Below are 20,827 nucleotides of genomic sequence, written 5' to 3' on the forward strand. Positions count from 1 at the left end.
ACGATCGCACGAACCACCGACAAAAAGTCGCCGGTTACGCACCGCGGCCGGGTCAGCGAGGGCGGAACGCCGAGCCGGTGACGCCCTCCTCGCTCGTCAGGGTGGCCACGCAGCGGTAGATGTCGCGGCCCTGCTCACGATCGTCCGGGGTGGGCGGCAGGATCTCGATCGACCAGCTGTCCGGGCTGTGGTCCAGCGCCTCGCCGAACCGGGACGCGAGCATGGTCTCCTGCGAGCAGACCTTCCGCACCGACGGGTTCGCGGCGAGCAGGTCCTGGTACGGGTCGACGACCTCCGGCGGCACCACCGAGATCGCGAACGTCTCGAAGACGTGTCCTTCCTCACATGGGAGCTCGCGGATGCTGTTCAGCTGCCCCTGGATCATCACGATCCCGCTCCAGCACTGCGCCCGCTTGGTGCACCGCGCCCGCGCGTCCGGCACCTCGGCGGCCGGGCAGCCCTCGGTGACCGTGGGCACGCCGTACCGGGCGGTGTCGTCCACCGTGGGCGACGGGCTCGCGGAGCCGGACCCGGCCGCGATGCCGCCGGTGCCGGGATCGGCGCCGGAGACGTTGCCGTTGTCGTCGCGGATCACGAAGTACCAGACGGCGGCCAGCAGCACGACCACCGCGGCCAGCGCCGCACCGGCCACCACCAGCGGTCGCCGCGTGGACCGCGGCGGACCGGTCGGTGCCTGGAGTGGCACCGGCCCGGTGGACGGCGGGTTCGACGGGTGCGCGGGCGGCGGGTGGTGCGGTGGCACCGACAGACGCGGCCCGGCCACCGTCGTGACCGGCGAGGTCACCGCGTGCCGCGGCCCGGCGTGGTCGCCGACGGTGAGCTGGCTCAGGTCGGCCCGCAGCGCGGCGGCCTCCTGGTAGCGGTGCGCGGGATCCTTGGCCAGGCCGCGACGCAGGATCGCCATGAACTGGGGCGCGATGCCGGGGATGTCCTCGATCGGGCTGTCGTGCCGGCGGACGATCTCGGGCACGCTCAGCTCTCCGGAAGCCGGGAACCGCGGCGGGTAGCCGGCGAGCAGCGTGTACAGCGTGGCGGTGAGCGCGTAGACGTCGGACTGGACGGTGGGCGGGTGCAGGTGGAACGCCTCGGGTGCGGCGTAGGCCGGGGTGAGCGCGGCCAGCGTCACCGACGAGTCGCGGCCCGCCTCGACCACCGCGGCCAGGCCGAAGTCGGCGAGCCCGACCGTGCCGTAGCGCTTGACGAGGATGTTGCCCGGCTTGATGTCGCGGTGCAGCACGCCCAAGTCGTGCGCGGCGGCCAGCGCGTCGGCGATCTTCTGGCCGATCTCGGCGACCTCCCGCGGCGACATCCGGCCCCGCTCGGCCAGCGAGCCGCCCGCGCACAGCTCCATCACCAGGTACGGCCGGGCGTCGGGCAGCACGCCGGCGTCGTAGATCTCGACGACGTGCGGGTGGCCGGAGAGCCGGCCGGCGGCGCGGACCTCGCGGAGGAACCGGCGCTGGTCGCGGTCGTCGAGGATGAGCCGGGAGTCGACCTTGACGGCGACCTCGCGGTCGACGGTGACCTGGCGGGCGCGGTAGACGACGCCGAAACCGCCGCGCCCCAGCACGTCGATGACCTCGTAGCCCGGGACCGACACTGCACTCACGACTCCCCCTCGCGAGCTCGGTCGAGCCGCTCGCGGTGACCCTGTGCCAATGGTTCCCTCGCAAGCTCACTCACGACTCCCCCTCGCGAGCTCGGTCGAGCCGCTCGCGGTGACCCTGTGCCAATGGTTCGCTCGCAAGCTCACTCACGACAGCAGAGGGTACGGGCCGGGTCCGACGGTCCCGCACGGAGTTGGGCCGATCGGCGGCCGGTAGGTTGCCGTGCATGGCCGATGCCACCGTCCGCCCCGCCGTGCCCGCCGACGCCCCGGAGATCGCCCGCCTCCAGCTCGACACCTGGCGGGACGCCTACGCGTCGCTGCTCCCGCCCGAGGTGCTCGCGAGCATCGACACCGGCGAGACCGAGGAGACCTGGCGCAAGACGATCGAGCAGGGCCCCGCACGGGTGTTCGTGGCGCTCGAGGGCGACTGGCTGGTCGGGTTCGTCGCGGCCGGGCCGGCGCCGGCGGACGAGACCGCGAGCGCCGACGGCTCGCCGGCCAAGGACTCGGCGGCGGTCACCCTGGTCAGCACGCTGCTCGTGGAGCCGCGGTGGGCCCGGCGCGGGCACGGCGGGCGGCTGCTGGCCGAGGCCGGCCGGGCCATGCGGGCGGCCGGGTCGTCCCGGGGGATCGCGTGGGTACCGGAGCCCGACCCGGTGTCGCTCGGGTTCTACCGGCGCGCGGGATGGGTGGCCGACGGCACGGTCCGTACGCTGGACGCCGGCGGGCGACCGCTGCGTGAGGTTCGGCTGACCGGCACGCTACGTATTGAACTGTCCTGACCGGCGACACGTGTAGGTAGGCAACACGTACTCTGTTCGCGGTCCTCGATGTCGCAAGGAGTTACCTGGTGCTTGCGTGGCTGTGCCTCACTCTCGGTGTCGCCTTCAGCTCCGCACTCCTCCCGCTGATCAGCATCGAGATCTTCCTCGTCGGGCTCGCCATGCAGGAGCCGAGCATCCCGTGGCTGGCGCTCGGCGCGGTGGTCGCGGTCGGACAGGTCGGCGGCAAGCTGTTCTACTACTACGCCGCGCGCGGCCAGTTCCACCTGCCGCACTGGCTGCACCGCAGGCGGCGGACCGGCGCCCCGATGACCGCGCGGCGGATCCGCTGGCAGCTGCGTACCAAGCGCCTCCGCGGCTGGGTCGAGACCCTGCGCGAGAAGTGCCACCGGCACCCGCACTGGATGGTCGGGACCTACGGGATCAGCTCGGTGCTCGGCCTGCCCCCGTTCATGGCGACGTCGGTGCTGGCGGGGATGGTGCGGATGAGCCTGTCGGTCTTCCTCGGCGCCGGACTCGTCGGGCGGTTCATCCGGTTCAGCGCGGTCGCCGCGTCACCCGCCCTGTTCGCGGGCTGGATCTTCTGAACGTCGTGCTGCGCACCGAACGGCTGTCGCTCTCCCGGCCGGAGCCCGGCGACATCGACGCGATCCTCGCCGTGCACAGCGATCCGCGGACGGTCGCGCACAACCCGTCCGACGCGCTGGCCACCCGCGCCGAGGCCGAGGCCCTCTTCGCGCGCTGGGACGAGCACTGGCGGATCTACGGGTTCGGCTACTGGGTCGTCCGGCATCGCGACGCGCCGGTACAGCTGGGCTTCTGCGGCCTCAAGTTCATGAGCCTGCGGGAGCGGCGGGTGCTGAACCTCTTCTACCGGCTCGACCCGGCGAGCTGGGGCGACGGCGTCGCCGGCGAGGCGGCGACGGCCGTCGTCCGGTGGGCGGTCGCTCGGTTTCCCGACCAACCGGTGGTCGCGAGGGTGCGCCCGGAGAACATCGCGTCGCAACGGGTCGCCACGCGCGCCGGGCTCGTCCGCGCCGAGGAGCTCGACGAGAACGGGTTCGACGGCGTCGACTGGATCTACGCGTCGACCTGATGCCCTGAACGACGCGCTGAGGACGCTCAACGTCCCCAACGCGTCGTTCAGGGCATGGGCTACATCATGACAGCGACGTGGCTGGGGGACGTCAGACCAACGCGTCGTCGGTCTCCGGGACCAGCGCGACGTGGATGTCGTCCGGCCGGTAGTCGTTCAGCGGCACCGCGAACACCGCCGTCGCCCGGCCCTCGTCGGTGCGGGCGGCGTAGGTGAGGATGCGCCAGTCGCCCTCGTCCCAGGTGTCGAGCAGGTCGCTGGTCAGGCTGTCCGCGACCGAGCGGAACGCACCGCTCTTCCGCAGCTGCTGGATGGTCGACTCGAGCGGGATCGTGTACTCGTGGCCGGCCAGCGGGTGGGACAGGCGGACCCGCCAGCGGCGCAGCGGGAGCAGCCACAGGTGGTCCAGCTCAGGTGAAAGCGCTATCAGGACCGCACCTTCCAGCACGGCGACCGCGACGAGCGGTCCGGCCGACAGCCACCAGTCGGTCCCGAAGGATGCGCATACACCGAGCGCCACCATCAGCCCGACGCGCAGGAAGCCCCGCGCCCGCACCGGGGTGTGCTTGTCCCCCAGGCAGCCGCACGACGAGTCCGGGGCCTTCACCCGGGCGTAGGTCAGGTACCCGAGCATCCCGACGCCGAGCGCCGCCGCGAGGTACGCCTCGACCGCGAACACGGGCGGCAGCACCAGCAACGCGCCGAGCAGGAGCTCGACACCGGCCACCGCGCGGTAGGCGGTCACCACGTGCCGCTCCCCCACCAGGCGCTTGAGCGCCGAGCGCCGGGCGGCCTCGGGCGCGCGGAGCTTCACGACGCTCGCCCACAGGAGCACCCCGCCGAGCACCAGCTGTTGCACGCTCGCCAACGATTCGATCACCGCAGTCCTCCAGTCCGGCGCCCGAGCGCCACCCTCGCCGCGTCCGAACAGCGCGCGAGGGTGGCTGGTCGGGGCATTGGGTCAGGCCGCCGCGTACACGGTGGCCAGGTCGACCTCGTTGGTGTCCGGGCGCCAGGCGCCGATCACCTGTGCGTGCTTGCCCACCTGCAGCAGCGACAGGTCGCTGACCGCGGGCGTGCTGTTGTAGACCGCCGCCGTGGTGCCGGCGACGACGTGCCCCACGATGCGGTCTCCGTGGTGGTCGAGGTGCATCATGCCCCGGCCGATCGACGTGATGTGCACCTGCAGGTTGACGATGTTCAACCAGACGGCGTCGGCCGCGAGTGAACCGTCCGGCATGCGTACGCCGCGGGCGTACAGACCGTCGCCGACCTTGGCCGCGTCCGAGGTCGTCGGGCGCAGCTTCCACACGCTGGTGGCGCCGGTCAGGTGAATCTGGTGCATGCTCTTGTCCGAGCTCGTGACCATCAGCAGCCCCTTCTTGAGGCTGATGATCCGGCCCTCGACGAAGTTCGGGTCCGGGGCTCCGGCTTCGACGTCGAGCTTCATCGGGTCGGCCACCGCCTCGGGCGCGAACGACCCGATCGTGCTCGCGCCGACGACCGTGGTGGCGGTGCCGAGCACCGCGTTGCTGAGGAATCGCCTACGTGCCAACGAGTCCATGGCTCCCCCTAACTGTGAATCGCGACGGGCATGATCCCGCTGGACAGGTTGCCGATGGCGCTGTACGCCGACGGGGTCAGGTCGAGCAACCGGTTGGTCGCGCAGTTGCCGGAGCAGCACGAACGCTCGCCGCACCACAGGTCGGTCTGCGGCCCGCAGTCGGCGATGCGCACCGCGATCTCGGTGCTGCGGCAGAGGTTGCGGACGTAGAAGGTGTGCCCGCAGGTGCGGCGCAGCAGGCTGTCGCCGCACCGGTCCGGCCGGGTGATGGCGAAGCAGGCGTCGGAGGTGTTCGGCCAGGCGCAGTGGCGACTGCCGGACTGGCAGTTGCCGCACGCGCCACCGCCCGCGGAGCCGCAGGGGCCCCAGCCGGAGCCGCAACAGAACCACGATGTCTCGGCGGTGGTCGGCGCCATGACGCCGACGTCGGGAGGTGCCATGAGTCATTCCCTTCGGGGAGCCCCGGCATCGACCGATCGCACACGTTTCGGGCATGGCGAGCTGGGGTGAGCCCGCGTGCAGGAACGCGAGCTCACCCTGTCTCTCGCCTGGCCCTCATCGCGCGCGAGTCCCGGTAACGATGGCAGGGTGGGACTTTCGCACGAACAGACGGGAGTTGGTTAGCTACTGACAGGCTCCGACGCTACTGGCTGGTTCTGGTTCTCACACCTACCGAGCGGAGTAGCGTTGCTCCGCAAACGGCGCAACTTGGACACCGTTTTCCCAGATAGAACGTTTCAATGCCCGGCCGACACCAGCAGTACCATTTCCCGAAATACGACATTGGGGAGATCGTGGATGGCCACGGAGAACCCTGCTCGCACCAAGCGATCACGCTCCTCGCTGCCGCGTGACCTACAGGGCGAGCAGGTTCTCCAGGCCGACCGTCAAGCCGGGGCGGTCCAGGATCTCGCGGACACCCAGCAGCACACCGGGCATGAAGGACTTCCGGTCCAGCGAGTCGTGCCGGATGGTGAGGGTCTCGCCCTCGCCGCCGAACAACAGCTCCTGGTGGGCCACCAGACCCGCGAGGCGGACCGAGTGCACGCGGACGTCCTCGACCAGCGCGCCGCGCGCACCGTCCACTTCGGACGTCGTGGCGTCCGGGGACCTCTTGCCCTGGCCCGCCGCCGAGCGCGCCGCCGCCACCAGCCGGGCGGTGTGGGCGGCCGTTCCCGATGGGGCGTCCGCCTTTCCGTTGTGGTGCAGCTCGATGATCTCCACCGTCGGGTAGTAGCGCGCCGCCAGCTCGGCGAAGCGCATCGACAGCACGGCACCGAGCGCGAAGTTCGGCGCGATCAGCACACCCAGCTCCGGCTTCGGCTCCAGCCACTGGCGGACCGTGTCGAGCTTCGCCACGCCGAAGCCCGACGTTCCCACGACGCACCGGATGTCCTGGTCCACACAGAACCGGATGTTGTCCAGCACGACATCCGGGTGCGTGAAGTCGACGACCACCTCGGCGCCGGCGTCCGCGACGTCGAACATCCAGTCGCCGACGTCGATCATGGCGACGACTTCCATGTCGTCGGCGGCCTCGACCGCCCGGCAGACCTCCGCGCCCATGCGGCCGCGGGCGCCCAGCACGCCTACCCGGATCGGGTTGTCCTCGTTGCGAGAAGCCAACAGGATCACCTCACCACTTCGGCCGGCACGTCGTTCGGGTGGGCGTAAGGCCCCACGACCGCGGTGGCGACGGGGCGGGTCAGGAGCTTGCCGGCCAGCGACGCCACCTCCTCGGCGGTGACCGACTCGATGTGCTCGAGCGTCTGCTCCACCGTCAGGTACTCCGCGTAGCTGAGCTCACCCTTGCCGATGCGCGACATCCGCGAGCTCGTGTCCTCGAGACCCAGCACGAGACTCCCCCGCAGCTGGCCCTTCGCCCGCTCGACCTCGGCCTCGGACAGCCCGGAGCGGGCGACGTCACCGAGTACCTCGTGCACCACGCCGGCGACCGACCCGAGCCGGTCCGGCTGGCACCCCGCGTACACCGAGAGATGCCCGGTGTCCGCATAGGACGCCACCGACGAGTACACCTGGTAGGCCAACCCGCGCCGTTCGCGAACCTCCTGGAACAGCCGCGAGCTCATGCCGCCGCCGAGTGCGGTGTTGAGCACGCCGAGCACCCAGCGGCGCTCGTCGTGCCGGTCCAGTGCCCGGACCCCGAGCATCAGGTGCGCCTGCTCGGTGTCGTCGGTGTGCAGCACCAGCTTTCGGGGCGCGGCGACCCGCGCCCGGCCGGTGCGCGGGCCACCCGGCGGGCGGTCCCCGACCAGCCGGTCTTTCAGCAGCCGGCGGGCGTGCCGGAGCACCTCGCCGTGGGTGATGTTGCCGGCCGCCGCCAGCACCATGCGGGGCATGGCGTAGCGGCGCTTGTAGAAGCCGTGCAACGAGGTGCGCGACATCGACGTGATCGACTGCTCGGTGCCCAACACCGGCCGCCCCAGCGGATGGTCGGTGAGCAGGGCCTCGATGAACGTGTCGTGCAGCAGGTCCTCGGGGTCGTCGTCGCGCATGGCGATCTCCTCGAGGACCACGCTGCGCTCGGTCTCCATGTCCTTCTCCGCCAGCAAAGCGTCGAAGACCACATCGGACACGAGATCCATCGCGAGCGGCAGGTCGCTGTCGAGCACGTGCGCGTAGTAGCACGTGTGCTCCTTGGCGGTGAACGCGTTGAGCTCACCGCCGACCGCGTCGATCTCCTCGGCGATCCGCACCGCCGAGCGGCGCGCGGTTCCCTTGAACAGCAGGTGTTCCAGGTAATGCGCGGCCCCCGCGACGGACTGCTGCTCGTCGCGGGAGCCGACGCCGACCCAGATGCCGACCGACGCCGAACGGACACCCGGGACCTGCTCGGTGATGACCCGCAGGCCACCGGGCAACACGGTGCGCTTGACCACGCACCCACCGTCGGCCCGTTCCAGGACCCGGGTGCTTCCGTTCTGAGCGAGGCTTGCGGAGCGAGCCGTGTTACGTGCCAACGACTTACGCCTTGGCGGGCTCGTCGGCCGGCGAGTCGGCCGGCGTGGCGTCACCCTTCGCCTCGGCGTCCTCGTTGACCAGCACCAGGCTGATCTTGCCGCGCTGGTCGATGTCCGCGATCTCCACCCGGAGCTTGTCGCCGACCTTGACGACGTCCTCGACCTTGCCGATGCGCTTTCCGTTGCCCAGCTTGGAAATGTGCACCAGGCCGTCCTTGCCCGGGAGCAGCGAGACAAAGGCGCCGAACGCGGCGGTCTTGACCACCGTGCCCAGGAACCGCTCGCCGATCTTGGGCAGCTGCGGGTTGGCGATGGCGTTGATCAGGTCGATCGCCGCGTCCGCGGACGGACCGTCCGACGCGCCGACGTAGATCGTGCCGTCGTCCTCGATCGAGATGTCGGCACCGGTCTGCTCGGTGATCGAGTTGATCATCTTGCCCTTCGGGCCGATGACCTCGCCGATCTTGTCGACCGGGATCTTGACGCTGGTGACGCGCGGCGCGAACGGGCTCATCTCGTCGGGCTTGTCGATGGCCTCGGCCATGACCTCGAGGATGGTGAGCCGGGCGTCGCGAGCCTGGGACAGCGCCGCGCCGAGCACCTCGGACGGGATGCCGTCCAGCTTGGTGTCCAGCTGCAGCGCGGTGACCAGATCCTTGGTGCCGGCGACCTTGAAGTCCATGTCGCCGAACGCGTCCTCGGCGCCGAGGATGTCGGTGATCGCCACGTACTCGGTCTTGGGGCCGTCGCCTGTGTCGATCACGTCGGACACCAGGCCCATCGCGATGCCGGACACCGGCGCCTTGAGCGGCACGCCGGCGTTGAGCAGCGACATGGTCGACGCGCAGACCGAGCCCATCGAGGTGGACCCGTTCGAGCTGAGTGCCTCGGAGACCTGGCGGATGGCGTAGGGGAACTCCTCGCGCTTGGGCAGCACCGGCACCAGCGCCCGCTCGGCGAGCGCGCCGTGGCCGATCTCGCGCCGCTTGGGCGAGCCGACCCGACCGGTCTCACCGGTGGAGAACGGCGGGAAGTTGTAGTGGTGCAGGTAGCGCTTGTGCGTCTCGGGGGACAGCGAGTCGATCTGCTGCTCCATGCGCAGCATGTTCAGCGTGGTGACACCCAGGATCTGGGTCTCGCCGCGCTCGAACAGCGCCGAGCCGTGTGCCCGCGGGATGAGCGCGACCTCCGCGGAGAGCTGCCGGATGTCGGTGATGCCGCGGCCGTCGATGCGCACCTTGTCGCGGAGGATCCGCTGGCGGACCAGCTTCTTGTTCAGCGCCCGGAACGCGGCGCCGACCTCTTTCTCGCGGCCCTCGAACGCGCCGCCGTCGACCGCGCCGACCTTCTCCAGGGTGGCGGCCTTGATCTCGTCGAGCTTGGCCTCCCGCTCCTGCTTGCCGGCGATGGTGAGCGCCTGGGCGAGCTCGTCGGACACCGCGGCCGTCACGGCCTCCAGCGCGTCGGGCTGGTAGGCCGGGAAGGTCGGGTACTCGCGGGTCTGCTTGGCGGCGACCTCGGCCAGCCGCGCCTGCGCCTCGCACAGCACCTTGATGAACGGCTTCGCGGCCTCGAGACCGCCCGCCACGACCTCCTCGGTGGGCGCGACGGCCCCGTCCGCGACGAGGTCCAGCACGTTGTCGGTGGCCTCGGCCTCGACCATCATGATCGCGACGTCACCGGAGTCGACCACGCGACCGGCGACGACCATGTCGAACGCGGCCTTCGCCAGCTGCTCGTGGGTGGGGAACGCGACCCACTGCTCGCCGACGAGCGCCACCCGCACGCCACCGACCGGGCCGGAGAACGGCAGGCCGGAGAGCTGGGTGGAGGCGGACGCGGCGTTGATGGCGACCACGTCGTAGAGGTCCTGCGGGTTGAGGCTCTGGATGGTGATGACGACCTGGATCTCGTTGCGCAGACCGTCCACGAAGGACGGGCGCAGCGGGCGGTCGATCAGTCGGCAGGTGAGGACGGCGTCGGTGGACGGCCGGCCCTCGCGGCGGAAGAACGAGCCGGGGATGCGGCCCGCGGCGTACATCCGCTCCTCGACGTCCACGGTCAGCGGGAAGAAGTCGAAGTGCTCCTTCGGGTGCTTGGACGCGGTGGTGGCGGACAGCAGCATGGTCTCCTCGTCGAGGTAGGCCACGACGCTGCCGGCGGCCTGGCGCGCGAGGCGCCCGGTCTCGAAGCGGATGGTGCGCTTGCCGAAGGTGCCGTTGTCGATAACGGCCGTCGTCTCGTGAACTCCAGCTTCGCTGAAGTCGGTCATGTATTGCTCCTCGTCATCGCGGGCGCGCACACCCCATACGGGGCACAGGGCGGGAGGATCGCGATCTCACGAGGCCGGTCTTCGATCGAAGCTCCCGGGGCGGAGGCAGCGATGCTGCTCGGCTGAACCCGGGAACCACTACCGAGGACCGGCGAACTGATCCCCGTACGCGGCGCGCATTGCCCTTGGTTTTCTTGTATAGACATCGGGGGAGCGGCCGGTTCGACCACTCCCCCGATGGGGTCTATCGGCGCAGGCCGAGTCGCTGGATCAGCGACCGGTAGCGTTCGATGTCCACCTTGGTGAGGTAGTTGAGCAGCCGGCGGCGGCGGCCGACCAGCAGCAACAGACCCCGACGCGAGTGGTGGTCGTGCTTGTGCACCTTGAGGTGCTCGGTCAGGTCGCTGATGCGCTTGGTCAGCATCGCGACCTGGGCCTCCGGCGAGCCGGTGTCGGTGTCATGCACACCGTACTCGGCCAGAATGGTCTTCTTCTGCTCAGTGGACAGCGCCACTCTGTGTTCTCCTCATGGTTTGAGATGTGCCGTGCGGTCCCGTACGGGATTGCAGGTGCCGGCCGCCACGGACCGCAGCCGGACCCAAACACCGAGGTTAGCAGGTGGGTCGTTAGCCCTGCTTACTGGCCAGTGCGACGCGGTCGAGCGGGGTGTAGACCGGCCCCTCCTCGCCCGTCTGCTCGCTCCGGAACAGCACCACCTCGGTGGCCGACCACCAGGTGCCGAAGTAGTCCGACAGAGCGTGCACCGCCCGGATCGCGCTCTGGCTGCCCGCGGCGCCCCGCCGCCAGCGGGCGATGGTGACGTGCGCGGCGAAGTCGTACCGGTTGGCGTTGTTGTCGGCGTTCATCGCGTCGGCCACGATGCGCAGCGCGGTGGCGTCGCGGCCGTCCATCGGACTGACCCCGACCCACAGTACGCCCGGGAACCGGCCGGCGCCGCGAAGCCGCAGGCGGGCGGGGGCGAGGCCGGTGGCCTGCCGGCGGAACCAGGCGCCGCGCCGGTCGGCGTGCTCGCGGTCGCCGTAGAAGCCGAGCGTGATGTGCCAGCGTTCGGGCGGCACCCAGCGCAGCTCGGTCTCGGCGGCGCGGACATCGGCGAGGCGTTGGACCAGCTCGGCGCGCACAGGGTCGGGCAGCTCGATGGCCGAGAAGAGGCGGACCATTTACTGGGGCTGGCCTGCCCGTCGCAGAAGGTCGGCGAGCTCGGGGAACCTGCCGTTGAGCAGGGTGGCCGCCGCCGCGAGGTCCCCTGCCTCGGCGACCCGGCGCAGGGCCGCGACCGCGACCCGGTCGTTGCGTCCGATGTCGACCGGCAGGTTGTCCCTGGTGACCGAGGGCCGCGAGGCGCGGACCTCCTCCAGGGCGCGCATCATGGCGTCCTTCTTGCCGGCGGCGACGTCGGGTACGAGGATCTTGCGCTCGAGCATGATCAGCCGGGCCAGGACGGCCGGGTTGCCGATCTTGGCGCGGCGGCCGCTCATGACCTGGCTGAGCATCGGCGCGCTGATGCCGAGCACGTCGGCGAGGAACGCTTGGGAGATGTCGAAAGCGACCACCAGGCGGCGGACCCGATCACCGAGGGGCTCGCCGTACCACTCCCGCTGCAGTGCGAGATTGCGCTGGACGATCTTGTGGTCCTCCACCTTCGCCTCTCCCCTGGTTCGCAAGCCCCTGACCGGGACCTCACAGCATCTTGCCAGGCATGTGCGAATTGCGTGGTCGATCCCGACAGGTGTTCGCATCTGCACGTAATGGCGGGTAACCCGACCGGGTGAAGCCGGCTCAGCTGAGAAGCTCACGGGTTCGACGCACGTCGAGGTGCATCTGCTCCACCAGGGACTCCGGCGAGTCGAAGTGTTCCATGTCTCGGAGGCGAGCCACGAAGTCGACCGCCACGCGTTGGCCGTAGAAGTCCTCGTCCACGTCCAGGACGAAGGCCTCCACCCGCCGCTCGCGGCCCGAGAAGGTGGGGTTCGTGCCCACCGACATCGCGGCCATCAGCGGCTCGCGGCCGGCCGAGGTCAGCAGGGAGAACTGTCCGGCGTAGACACCGTCGGCGGGCACCGCGGCGAACCGGGGGGTCGACAGGTTCGCCGTCGGGAAGCCCAGCTCGTGTCCGCGCCGGTCGCCGCGGACGACGATCCCCTCCAGGCGGTGCGGGCGGCCGAGCGCCGCGGCCGCCGCGGTCACGTCGCCGGCGTTGATGCAGGCCCGGATGTAGGTCGAGGAGAAGGTGATCTCCGAGGCCGGCGACGAGTTGGGCACCGTCACCAGCTCGGCGCCCTCGACCGCGAAGCCGAACCGCTGTCCCAGCTGGGAGAGCAGCTCGACCGTGCCGGCCGCGCGGTAGCCGAAGGTGAAGTTCTCCCCCACCACCACCGCGGCCACGTGCAGCTGCTCCACCAGCGACTCGTGCACGAACTCGTCGGCCGGCACGCGGGACAGCTCCAGGGTGAACGGCAGCACGCAGAAGACGTCGATCCCGAGCTGCTCGACGAGCTCGGCCTTGCGACGCAGCGTGGTCAGCTGGGCGGGATGACTACCCGGGCGGACGACCTCGGCGGGGTGCGGGTCGAACGTCACGAGCACGCTCGGCAACCCACGCTCCTCGGCGAGTCGCACCGCGCGGTGGATCAGCTCCTGGTGTCCCAGGTGGACGCCGTCGAACACGCCGATCGTGGCGACGCAGCGCCCCCAGCCACCCGGAACGAACTCCAACCCGCGCCAGCGTTGCACGCCGCTACCCTACGCAGGCACGCGTCGTCGCGGTGTGTGACACGGGCAACCGGCCGCGACCCCCTCGGGCGTGCCGGCGGCGACGCGCTCGACCTCGGCGAGGATCGCCCGGCGTTCGGCGTCGTCGATCCAGCGGCCGCGAACCACCACACCGGACAGCCGGGTCGTGTTCCGGATGTCGTGCAGCGGGGTCGGCGTCGAGCACGACGAGATCCGCGGCCCGGCCGGCGGCGATCCGGCCGGTGTCGGCGCCCAGGTACCGCGCGGGCTCGGCGGTCGCCGCGTGCAACGCGGCCATCGGCGACAGGCCCGCCTCGACCAGCAGCGCCAGCTCGTCGTGCACGGAGAAGCCCGGGTACACCGCGACCGTGCCGGTGTCGGTGCCGGTCATGATCGGCGCGCCGGTCTCCTGCATCTCCCGCACGGTGCGTAGCCGGTGCGCGTGGTCGAGGCCGCGGTGCATGACGAGCGTGGACACCTGCCGGGTGCGGCGGCGGGCGAGCTTTCCGTACAGCTGGCGGGCCTTGCTCTTGTTGTAGGAGCTGGCGGCGGTCCACTCGAGCTCGTGGATGGCCTTGAACCAGCCGCTGTAGTCGCCCAGCTCGAGGTGCCGGCACCAGTTTCGAAGGTAGGGAAAGCCCTATCCTGGGGCCAACACCGGGTCACCGACTCGTGCGCGCACGCGACGCAGATGGGCGGCTCGGTCACCCCCATCTTGTTCGGCCAGCCCGGCCAGTCCTCGCGATGGTCCTTCAGCAGCCACAACACGCCAGCGTCCGGGTGGTCGGCCGGGCCCGCACACACCTGACACAACAGCCGCAGCATCGTCCGCCGCTGCCGCAACGGATGCACCTTCCCGAAGTCCGGCCGTACCTGCCCGGGCCGGAACGGGGTGCGGAACCACAACACCCCGAACCTGACCCGGTCGGGCCACCACCTCATCCAGGTAGCCGATACCGCCCCCACGCTGCACCACCACATCCGCGTTGGTGATCAGCCACCAGACCGTCCACACGTAGAAGGCCAGGAACGGTGCCGTCGCCAACCGGGTAACGGTTCACGACGCTGTGTGATCTTGAGTGGGGCGCCGGGAGCGGTGCGGGTGAGAGCGCGGGACCCCTGCTACAGGATTCGAGTGCGCTTTTCACTCTTCTTGAGGGTGGTCAGTTCTTTCTCCATTCACGTTCCGTCTGTCTCGTCTGTTCACGGGGAGTTGACACCGGGAAGAGGTGGGCCTGACGTGGCACAACCCGAACTCTTTGGTGTTGGTCGAAGGCCCTGAGATCGAGATCCGGCCGGTGGGCATCCATCGCCTTCCTGCAGGTGATCCCCGGTTGACAACAGTTCACATCTATCGTAAGTTTTATGCATGCCAAGGCCATCGGCGGCGGAAGACGTGTTCAGGGCGGTGGCCGATCCAACTCGCCGGGCGGCGTTGGAAGCGCTCGGGCGTCGGCGCGAACTGCCCGTGACTGAACTGGCTGACGAGCTTGGCGTCAGTTTGCCGATGCTCTCGCGTCACCTCGCCGTGCTGCGTTCAGCAGGGTTGGTCACCGAGCAACGCTCCGGACGCCAGCGGCTGTACCGGCTGCGGCCCGAGCCACTGCGCGACCTGTATGACTGGGCCGCGATCTTCAGTGACTTCTGGACCGAACGACTCGGCAACCTGCGGACTTACCTTGACAGTCAGTCACAGAAGACACATGAGGGAGAGTGAGAAATGTCCCGCGACATCACCCTTGAAGTCGACCTGCCATACCGGCCGAAAGACGTGTGGTTCGCGCTGACCGATCCCGGCGCCCTGGCCGAGTGGCTGATGCTGGTGGACGGCTTCGCCCCGGTTGTCGGCACGACGTTCACGCTACGCGCCAAGCCAATGCCCGGCTGGGACGGAGTCGTGCACTGCGAGGTGACCGAGGCTGACGAACTCACCAGGCTCGCCTACACCTGGCGCGGGAGCAGGATGCGCAACAGCACCACCGTCATCTGGCGGCTGACCGAGCTGGGCGACGGGGGAACTCGGCTGCACCTCGACCATCAGGGATTCACCGGCGTCGCCGGTGCCGTGCTGGCGTTCATGCACAGTGGCGGGTGGAAGAAGATGGTGCGTGCCCGGCTGGTCGATCACCTGCGACGGGCCCAGGCCGAGGGAACGGCATGAGCGGGATCGAGTTCGACACGGAACTGGTCAAGGAACGCAACGCGGTGCGACTGTGGTTGCCCGCCGAACTGGCCCAACGCCTCGGTGACGAACGGTTGGTTCCCGCAGTGGTCACGATCAACGGCACGCCGGTGCGCACCACCCTGCACAAGATGAACGGCGGCTACATGATGGCCGTCAACAAGGCTGTGCAGGGCCAGATGGGCGCGACCGCAGGCGATGCCGTGCACGTGCTCGTCGAGCGCGACAGCGCCGAGCGCACCGTGGAAGTGCCGGCCAATCTCGCCGACGCGCTGGCGAAGGCCGGCGCCCGCGACGCGTTCGACAAGTTGACCCCCTTCCGGCAGAACGAGCTGCTGAAGTCGGTCACGTCCGCGCGCACGGACGACACCCGTGCCCGTCGCATCGACCAGGCCGTGCAAGCGCTGACGTCCACCGCTGGCTGACATCGCCGATCAGGGAATCGCTCGTCGGAGTTCGTGCGCTGACAACTTGTGGACCTAGCCTCGATCTTGCATGCGGTTGTGGGGTAGAGCGAGTACGAGGCGGTGATGCGATCGATCCTCACCGACGTGCCGACGCTTCCCGCGGACAGCACAACCGCGGTAGCAGTCGCATTCCGGGCCGTCGCACCGAAGCTGACAATCCTCACCGACGCCGAACGTGCCCTGCTGTCAGAATGGCTGGATCGAACCGGCGACGACCCGACCACCCCCGCAGCCCCGACTGAGACAGCGGAACATCCCTGACAAGCCATCGCGGTCGGTGCCGAACCGACCCTGGGTCAAGACCTTCTCCCAGGCGTTGATGCTCTCGACCGCCGCGGACCGCGCCGGGCGGACGCCCGGCTCTGCCGCGATGAGTGCGCTCTCGCGGCGGCGAGCCGGTTCCTGCTGCGAGGTGCCGTGAGTGCCAGCTACGAAGCAGAGTTCGTGCAATGCCATATGACCCGAAGTCTGATCGGTAGTCCCCTTGGTCAACATAGCCGCAGGTCAACAGCCGTATAGGGGTTACCGATGCTTCGCGTGTGGTGGGGCAGGTGGGGCTCGAATCCACGGCTCTAGGATTATGAGTCCTCTGCTCTCTAACCGACTGAGCTACTGCCCCTCGACTTCACTCGTCAATTGTCATGCAATGCAAGACCCCAATCGACGTGCAGCCACCGGCACGGTGATCACCGTCGACGGCGGGACGATCCTGGCTCAGGAGATGGAAAGAATCACGACCGAGCGCGCGGTCGCGCCCTCGTCGACCACCAGCGCGATCGCGTGGCCGGCCGGGTCGAACGCGCCGTAGGTGCCCTCGATCCCGCCGGCCGGCAGCTTCTGCCCGCGCAGCAGCGCGACCGCCTCCGGCGCGTCGAGGTCGCGGCGCGGGAAGGCCGCGGCGACGGCGTCGTCGAGGGACAGTGACAGGCCGGGCGACGACGCGAGCTGGTCCAATGTGGTCACCACGCGCAGGTCGAACGGCCCGACCCTGGTGCGCCGCAACGCTCCCAGGTGCCCGCCGACGCCGAGCCCGGCGCCCAGGTCGCGGGCCAGCGCACGGACATAGGTGCCCGACGAGCACTCGACCATCACGTCCAGCTCGACGACCCCCTCCGCGCGGCGGGTGGCGAGCAGGTCGAACCGGGACACCTCGACCGGCCGCGCGGCGAGCGCGACCTCCTCGCCCGCGCGGACCCGCGCGTAGGCCCGCTTGCCGTCGACCTTCACCGCGCTCACCGCGCTGGGCACCTGCTGGATGTGCCCGGTCAGCTCGCGGATCCCCGCCGCGACCGCCTCGTCCGAGACCCCCGAGGCGTCCACAGTGGACAGCACGTCGCCCTGGGCGTCGTCCGTGGTGGTCGACGCGCCGAGGCGGATCGTGGCGAGGTAGGCCTTGGTGTCCAGGGCCAGGTGCCCGAGCAGCTTGGTGGCGCGCTCGATGCCGAGCACCAGCACACCGGTGGCCATCGGGTCGAGCGTGCCGGCATGCCCGACCTTGCGGGTGCCCATGATCCGCCGCACCCGGGCGACGACGTCGTGGGAGGTCAGCCCGCCCGGCTTGTCGACGACGACGAGTCCGGGAGGCACGGTGACACGCTGCTTGGTTGCTGCTGGGGGCACGGGAACACATCCTCGCAGACGGTCAGGCGGGCGCCAGGTCCCAGGCCCGCCGCCGGATCTGCACCGGCACGTCCTCGCCGCGCGCCGCCGCGTCGAACACCGCCGCCCGGGCCCGGCGCCACCACACCGACGTCCGCCACAGCCCCAGCAGCAGCACCGCCACCACCGACAGCAGCGCGAGCCGGAACGCGGTCTGCGGGGTGAACGAGCCGAACGCGGACAGCAGCAGGCCGATGGCGAGCGCGGACCCGGTGATCGCGACGAAGCCGCCGACGTTCACCACGCCGGTGGCGGTGCCGACCCGGCGCAGCGGGTTGTAGTCGCGGGCCAGCGCGAAGCCGATGGTCGACGCGGGGCCGCCCAGGGACAGCAGCGCGAACCCGACCACGAGGATCGCCGCCGGCACCCGCCCGCTCGGCCAACCGAGCAGCACCGCCCACACCGCGAGCGCGGTGACCAGGTAGGAGACCACGAGCGGCGTGCGGCACTCCGGCCAGCGGCTGATCACGGTGCCGATCGCCGGCCCGCCGAAGATCGCGCCGAGCACGAGGACGGCGAGCATGCTGCCGGCCGCCGGCTCGCTGAGGCCCTGCGCCTGCACCAGGTACGGGAAGCCCCACAGCAGGCCGAGCATCGCCGGGGCGAACATCGTCGAGAAGTGCACCCAGAAGCCCAGCCGAGTGCCCGGTGTGCGCCACGCCTGCCGGACCTGGCCGAGCACGACCCGCAACGACTCAGGCTCACGCCTGACCTCCATGCCGGGCGCGTGGTCGCGGACCCGCAGCGCCAGCACGACGGCGTAGAGCGCGGTGGCCGCGCCGGTGACCGCGAACGTGGTGGTCCAGCCGACCCCGTCGAGCAGCACCGACAGCGGCAGCGTGGAGATCAGGTTGCCGAGCGCGCCGAGCGCGGCTGTGAACGAGGCGAACGCGGCGTAGCGGCGGGCCGGGAAGTGCGCGGCGACCAGGCGCAGCACGCTGACGAACGTCATGGCGTCGCCCACTCCGAGCACGGCCCGCGCGAGGAGACCGAGCGGGTAGGAGGAGGCGAACGCGAACAGCAGCTGGCCCAGGCCCATCAGCAGCGCGGCCACGGTGAGCACCCGGCGGGCGCCGTAGCGGTCGACGAGCAGGCCGGTCGGTATCTGCATGAGCGCGTAGACGCCGACCTGCAGCACGGTGAACGTGCCGAGCGCGGCCGGGCCGAGCCCGAACCGGGAGGTGGCCTCGATGCTGGCGACGCCGAGCGACGTGCGGTGGAAGACGGCCGCCAGGTAGACGAGCACCGCGACGGCCCAGATGATCAAAGCCCGTCTGGTCTGGCGGGAGTACTGCACAACGCTCCTGTTCGGTGTGGATCTTGGCCAGAGCAGCGTCGGTCCGGTCCCACCGGTTACAGCGCCGCACGATGCCAAATCGTTAGCCGTGCTAAGCGTGGGCTCCCTCACACCTCACGCGCGGACCGCGCCCAGCACCGCCCACCGGCCGGACATGGTCCTGGCCAGGACGGCGGCCAGGCGGACGAGCATGAACGCCGACAGCCCGGTCCAGATCCCCACGAGACCCCAGTCGAACGCGAACGACGCCCACACCATCGGCAGGAACCCGATCGCCGCGGCGGCGAGGGTCGCGGTGCGCAGGAACGCCGCGTCGCCGGCGCCCAGCAGCACTCCGTCGAGCGCGAACACCACCCCGGCCGCGGGCTGCATCGCCACGAAGAACCACCACGCGTGCGGGATCTCGGCGAGCACCGAACCGTCCGAAGTGAACACTCCCGGTAGGACACCGGCGAGCGCGGCGAACAGTACGCCCAGCGCGATACCGAAGATCAGCCCGTAGCCGGTGATCTGCCAGGCGAGGCCGCGGGCCTTGCGCTCCTCGTGCGCGCCGAGTGCCGCGCCGACCAGTGACTGCGCGGCGATCGCCAGCGAGTCGAGGACGAGGGCGAGGAACGTCCACAGCTGCAGCACCACCTGGTGTGCGCCGACCGCCGCGGTGGACTCGTGCGCGGCCACGGCCGTCGCGGAGACGAAGCACGCCTGGAACGCCAGGCTGCGCAGTACGAGGTCGCGGCCGAGCGCGAGCTGCGCGCGCATCATCTTCGGCAGTGGGGCCAGCGGCACCCGCTCGACGACGAGCGCCCGGAAGAACAGCGCCGCCGCGATGACCTGGGCGCAGACGTTGGCCACCGCGGAGCCCTCGAGGCCCCAGTCGAGGCCGTAGACCAGGATCGGGCACAGCGCGGCGGAGATCGCGTTGCCGGCGAGCACGTAGCGCAGTGGCCGGCGGGTGTCCTGGACGCCGCGCATCCAGCCGTTGCCGGCCATCGTGACCAGGATGAACGGGATGCCGAACAGCGCGATCCGCAGCCAGCTCACCGCCGCGTCGGCGACCTCCCCCGGTCCGGCGAGCAGCCGCGCGACCGGTCCGGCGAGCGCCTGCCCGGCCACGACCAGCACGACGCCGACCGCCACCGCGAGCCAGGTGGCCTGCACACCCTCGGCCACCGCGTCGGCCCGCCGGCCGGCGCCGTGCAGCCGGGCGGCGCGCGCGGTGGTGCCGTAGGAGAGGAAGGTCAGCTGGGTCGAGACCTGCGCGAGCACGATCGCCCCGACCGACAGCCCACCGAGCGGCACCGCGCCGAGATGCCCGACCACCGCGGTGTCGACCAGCAGGTACAGCGGCTCGGCGGCGAGCACGCCGAGGGCCGGCACGGCGAGCCCGAGGATCTGCCGCAGCGGCGCGCGCTCGTGCACGGCTCCTCCAGGTAAGGTGCTGATACGGTGTTCGCTCATTACATTAGCTGTAAGGATCGCCGATGGACAACGCCGATTACGTCGAGGTGGCGCTCCGCCTGGCGAACGTCCCGCTGAGTGACGTGGCCTCGTTGCAGGGGGCCCTGCACGACGAGCCGTGGTGGTCCTCGCGCGCGACCGCCGCCGACGTGGCCGCGCTCCGCCCGGTCGTGGCGGGCCTGCGCGGCGCGCTGGACCGGGCCGCGGCGGCCGACGGTCCCGGTGTGCTGCGCGAGGTCAACGCCCTGCTGGCCGACCACCCGCCGCGGCCGCGGCTGTCCGCGGGCCACGACCCGGCCGTCGCGAACTGGCACCTGCACATGGCCGACCTGACCGCCGCCCCGGCGACGGAGGTGGCCGCCGCGGCCGCGTGGGGCATCGCGCACGGGATCGTCCACTATGGACTCGACCGCTGGGGCCTGTGCGGCGCCGACGACTGCGCCAACTACTACCTGGACACCTCGACCAACCGCGCCAAGCGGTTCTGCTCGCCGCGGTGCGCGAACCGGGTGCACGTGGCGGCGTTCCGCTCCCGCCAGAAGACCGGCTGATCTTGGTGTTTGGCTGAGTAGGTGGAGTTGACAGTCGATCAGCGGGCCGAGTTGCGGGTCATGGTGAACAGTTCGGATGTGCCGGCCACTGTCGCTCGGGCTACGGCCAATCGGAGGAGGAGGCCACAATCGGA

At 70.5% G+C, this 20,827-nt stretch carries 22 protein-coding genes and 1 tRNA gene; 7 read left to right on the forward strand and 16 right to left on the reverse strand.

Annotation, left to right across the window (positions count from 1 at the left end):
• Positions 1-52: 52 nt before the first annotated feature.
• Positions 53-1,630, reverse strand: coding sequence for a protein kinase (locus GEV28_RS14450; RefSeq protein WP_291412575.1), 1,578 nt, complete (start codon positions 1,628-1,630; stop codon positions 53-55).
• A 224-nt stretch (positions 1,631-1,854) separates the two neighbouring features.
• Between GEV28_RS14450 and GEV28_RS14455 the strand changes: the two genes are divergently transcribed.
• The 3 genes from GEV28_RS14455 to GEV28_RS14465 all read left to right on the forward strand — a co-directional run bounded on the left by GEV28_RS14455 (position 1,855) and on the right by GEV28_RS14465 (position 3,508).
• Positions 1,855-2,412, forward strand: a complete 558-nt coding sequence (locus GEV28_RS14455; RefSeq protein WP_291412576.1) for a GNAT family N-acetyltransferase — start codon at positions 1,855-1,857, stop codon at positions 2,410-2,412.
• 68 nt (positions 2,413-2,480) lie between these two features.
• On the forward strand, positions 2,481-2,999 hold the full coding sequence (locus tag GEV28_RS14460) for a hypothetical protein (RefSeq protein ID WP_291412577.1): 519 nt from the start codon (positions 2,481-2,483) through the stop codon (positions 2,997-2,999).
• 5 nt (positions 3,000-3,004) lie between these two features.
• Positions 3,005-3,508 (forward strand): GNAT family N-acetyltransferase, encoded by a 504-nt coding sequence (locus GEV28_RS14465; protein ID WP_291412578.1) that lies wholly within the window; start codon positions 3,005-3,007, stop codon positions 3,506-3,508.
• 91 nt (positions 3,509-3,599) lie between these two features.
• On the opposite strand, the gene GEV28_RS14470 is transcribed toward GEV28_RS14465, so the two are convergent.
• The 11 genes from GEV28_RS14470 to GEV28_RS14520 all read right to left on the reverse strand — a co-directional run bounded on the left by GEV28_RS14470 (position 3,600) and on the right by GEV28_RS14520 (position 13,557).
• On the reverse strand, positions 3,600-4,388 hold the full coding sequence (locus GEV28_RS14470; protein ID WP_291412579.1) for a MauE/DoxX family redox-associated membrane protein: 789 nt from the start codon (positions 4,386-4,388) through the stop codon (positions 3,600-3,602).
• An 81-nt stretch (positions 4,389-4,469) separates the two neighbouring features.
• Entirely contained in the window at positions 4,470-5,072 is a 603-nt protein-coding gene (locus GEV28_RS14475; protein WP_291412580.1) for a cell wall protein, read from the reverse strand.
• An 8-nt stretch (positions 5,073-5,080) separates the two neighbouring features.
• Positions 5,081-5,512 (reverse strand): hypothetical protein, encoded by a 432-nt coding sequence (locus tag GEV28_RS14480; protein WP_291412581.1) that lies wholly within the window; start codon positions 5,510-5,512, stop codon positions 5,081-5,083.
• A 415-nt stretch (positions 5,513-5,927) separates the two neighbouring features.
• Positions 5,928-6,698 carry a 4-hydroxy-tetrahydrodipicolinate reductase gene (gene dapB, locus GEV28_RS14485; RefSeq protein ID WP_291412582.1) on the reverse strand — a complete coding sequence of 257 codons (771 nt, stop codon included), beginning with the start codon at positions 6,696-6,698 and terminating at the stop codon, positions 5,928-5,930.
• 5 nt (positions 6,699-6,703) lie between these two features.
• Positions 6,704-8,053: a pitrilysin family protein gene (locus tag GEV28_RS14490; RefSeq protein WP_291412583.1), complete on the reverse strand. Its 1,350-nt coding sequence runs from the start codon at positions 8,051-8,053 to the stop codon at positions 6,704-6,706.
• A gap of 4 nt (positions 8,054-8,057) precedes the next feature.
• Entirely contained in the window at positions 8,058-10,325 is a 2,268-nt protein-coding gene (locus GEV28_RS14495) for a polyribonucleotide nucleotidyltransferase (protein WP_291412584.1), read from the reverse strand.
• Positions 10,326-10,569: 244 nt separating this feature from the next.
• Positions 10,570-10,839 carry a 30S ribosomal protein S15 gene (gene rpsO, locus GEV28_RS14500; RefSeq protein WP_075130364.1) on the reverse strand — a complete coding sequence of 90 codons (270 nt, stop codon included), beginning with the start codon at positions 10,837-10,839 and terminating at the stop codon, positions 10,570-10,572.
• 112 nt (positions 10,840-10,951) lie between these two features.
• Positions 10,952-11,506: an RNA 2',3'-cyclic phosphodiesterase gene (thpR, locus tag GEV28_RS14505; protein WP_291412585.1), complete on the reverse strand. Its 555-nt coding sequence runs from the start codon at positions 11,504-11,506 to the stop codon at positions 10,952-10,954.
• Entirely contained in the window at positions 11,507-11,986 is a 480-nt protein-coding gene (locus GEV28_RS14510) for a helix-turn-helix transcriptional regulator (RefSeq protein WP_291412586.1), read from the reverse strand.
• A 139-nt stretch (positions 11,987-12,125) separates the two neighbouring features.
• Positions 12,126-13,079 carry a bifunctional riboflavin kinase/FAD synthetase gene (locus tag GEV28_RS14515; RefSeq protein WP_291412587.1) on the reverse strand — a complete coding sequence of 318 codons (954 nt, stop codon included), beginning with the start codon at positions 13,077-13,079 and terminating at the stop codon, positions 12,126-12,128.
• 4 nt (positions 13,080-13,083) lie between these two features.
• On the reverse strand, positions 13,084-13,557 hold the full coding sequence (locus tag GEV28_RS14520) for an amidohydrolase family protein (RefSeq protein ID WP_291412588.1): 474 nt from the start codon (positions 13,555-13,557) through the stop codon (positions 13,084-13,086).
• 891 nt (positions 13,558-14,448) lie between these two features.
• Here GEV28_RS14520 and GEV28_RS14525 point away from each other — a divergent pair.
• The 3 genes from GEV28_RS14525 to GEV28_RS14535 are packed head-to-tail and all read left to right on the forward strand — an operon-like array spanning position 14,449 to position 15,686.
• Positions 14,449-14,796, forward strand: coding sequence for a helix-turn-helix transcriptional regulator (locus tag GEV28_RS14525; RefSeq protein ID WP_291412589.1), 348 nt, complete (start codon positions 14,449-14,451; stop codon positions 14,794-14,796).
• A gap of 3 nt (positions 14,797-14,799) precedes the next feature.
• Entirely contained in the window at positions 14,800-15,240 is a 441-nt protein-coding gene (locus GEV28_RS14530) for an SRPBCC domain-containing protein (protein WP_291412590.1), read from the forward strand.
• Positions 15,237-15,686: a YdeI/OmpD-associated family protein gene (locus GEV28_RS14535; protein WP_291412591.1), complete on the forward strand. Its 450-nt coding sequence runs from the start codon at positions 15,237-15,239 to the stop codon at positions 15,684-15,686. Before GEV28_RS14530 ends, GEV28_RS14535 begins: the two co-directional genes overlap by 4 nt.
• Positions 15,687-16,268: 582 nt before the next feature.
• On the opposite strand, the gene GEV28_RS14540 is transcribed toward GEV28_RS14535, so the two are convergent.
• From GEV28_RS14540 to GEV28_RS14555, 4 genes are all read right to left on the reverse strand, one after another.
• Positions 16,269-16,347: transfer RNA gene (locus GEV28_RS14540), tRNA-Ile, on the reverse strand.
• Between the two features lie 95 nt (positions 16,348-16,442).
• Complete coding sequence (gene truB / locus GEV28_RS14545) at positions 16,443-17,315, reverse strand: tRNA pseudouridine(55) synthase TruB (RefSeq protein WP_291412592.1); 873 nt, start codon at positions 17,313-17,315, stop codon at positions 16,443-16,445.
• A 55-nt stretch (positions 17,316-17,370) separates the two neighbouring features.
• The gene (locus tag GEV28_RS14550) at positions 17,371-18,654 is read right to left on the reverse strand and encodes a nitrate/nitrite transporter (protein ID WP_291412593.1); all 1,284 of its coding nucleotides are present in this window, start codon (positions 18,652-18,654) and stop codon (positions 17,371-17,373) included.
• A gap of 144 nt (positions 18,655-18,798) precedes the next feature.
• Positions 18,799-20,142, reverse strand: a complete 1,344-nt coding sequence (locus GEV28_RS14555) for an MATE family efflux transporter (RefSeq protein WP_291412594.1) — start codon at positions 20,140-20,142, stop codon at positions 18,799-18,801.
• Positions 20,143-20,165: 23 nt separating this feature from the next.
• Here GEV28_RS14555 and GEV28_RS14560 point away from each other — a divergent pair, with 23 nt between their 5' ends.
• Positions 20,166-20,693, forward strand: a complete 528-nt coding sequence (locus tag GEV28_RS14560) for a CGNR zinc finger domain-containing protein (RefSeq protein WP_291412595.1) — start codon at positions 20,166-20,168, stop codon at positions 20,691-20,693.
• Positions 20,694-20,827: the final 134 nt, after the last annotated feature.

It is taken from the genome of Actinophytocola sp., assembly GCF_009379765.1.
In the GTDB taxonomy this organism is placed as follows: Bacteria; Actinomycetota; Actinomycetes; order Mycobacteriales; family Pseudonocardiaceae; genus Actinophytocola.

Excerpts from the sequence above, each read along its gene's own strand:
- GEV28_RS14455 (WP_291412576.1), top strand. The coding sequence starts at position 1,855 with ATGGCCGATGCCACCGTCCGCCCCGCCGTGCCCGCCGACGCCCCGGAG.
- GEV28_RS14475 (WP_291412580.1), bottom strand. The coding sequence starts at position 5,072 with ATGGACTCGTTGGCACGTAGGCGATTCCTCAGCAACGCGGTGCTCGGC.
- GEV28_RS14480 (WP_291412581.1), bottom strand. The coding sequence starts at position 5,512 with ATGGCACCTCCCGACGTCGGCGTCATGGCGCCGACCACCGCCGAGACA.
- GEV28_RS14495 (WP_291412584.1), bottom strand. The coding sequence starts at position 10,325 with ATGACCGACTTCAGCGAAGCTGGAGTTCACGAGACGACGGCCGTTATC.
- thpR (WP_291412585.1), bottom strand. The coding sequence starts at position 11,506 with ATGGTCCGCCTCTTCTCGGCCATCGAGCTGCCCGACCCTGTGCGCGCC.
- GEV28_RS14525 (WP_291412589.1), top strand. The coding sequence starts at position 14,449 with ATGCCAAGGCCATCGGCGGCGGAAGACGTGTTCAGGGCGGTGGCCGAT.
- GEV28_RS14530 (WP_291412590.1), top strand. The coding sequence starts at position 14,800 with ATGTCCCGCGACATCACCCTTGAAGTCGACCTGCCATACCGGCCGAAA.
- GEV28_RS14535 (WP_291412591.1), top strand. The coding sequence starts at position 15,237 with ATGAGCGGGATCGAGTTCGACACGGAACTGGTCAAGGAACGCAACGCG.
- GEV28_RS14555 (WP_291412594.1), bottom strand. The coding sequence starts at position 20,142 with ATGAGCGAACACCGTATCAGCACCTTACCTGGAGGAGCCGTGCACGAG.
- GEV28_RS14560 (WP_291412595.1), top strand. The coding sequence starts at position 20,166 with ATGGACAACGCCGATTACGTCGAGGTGGCGCTCCGCCTGGCGAACGTC.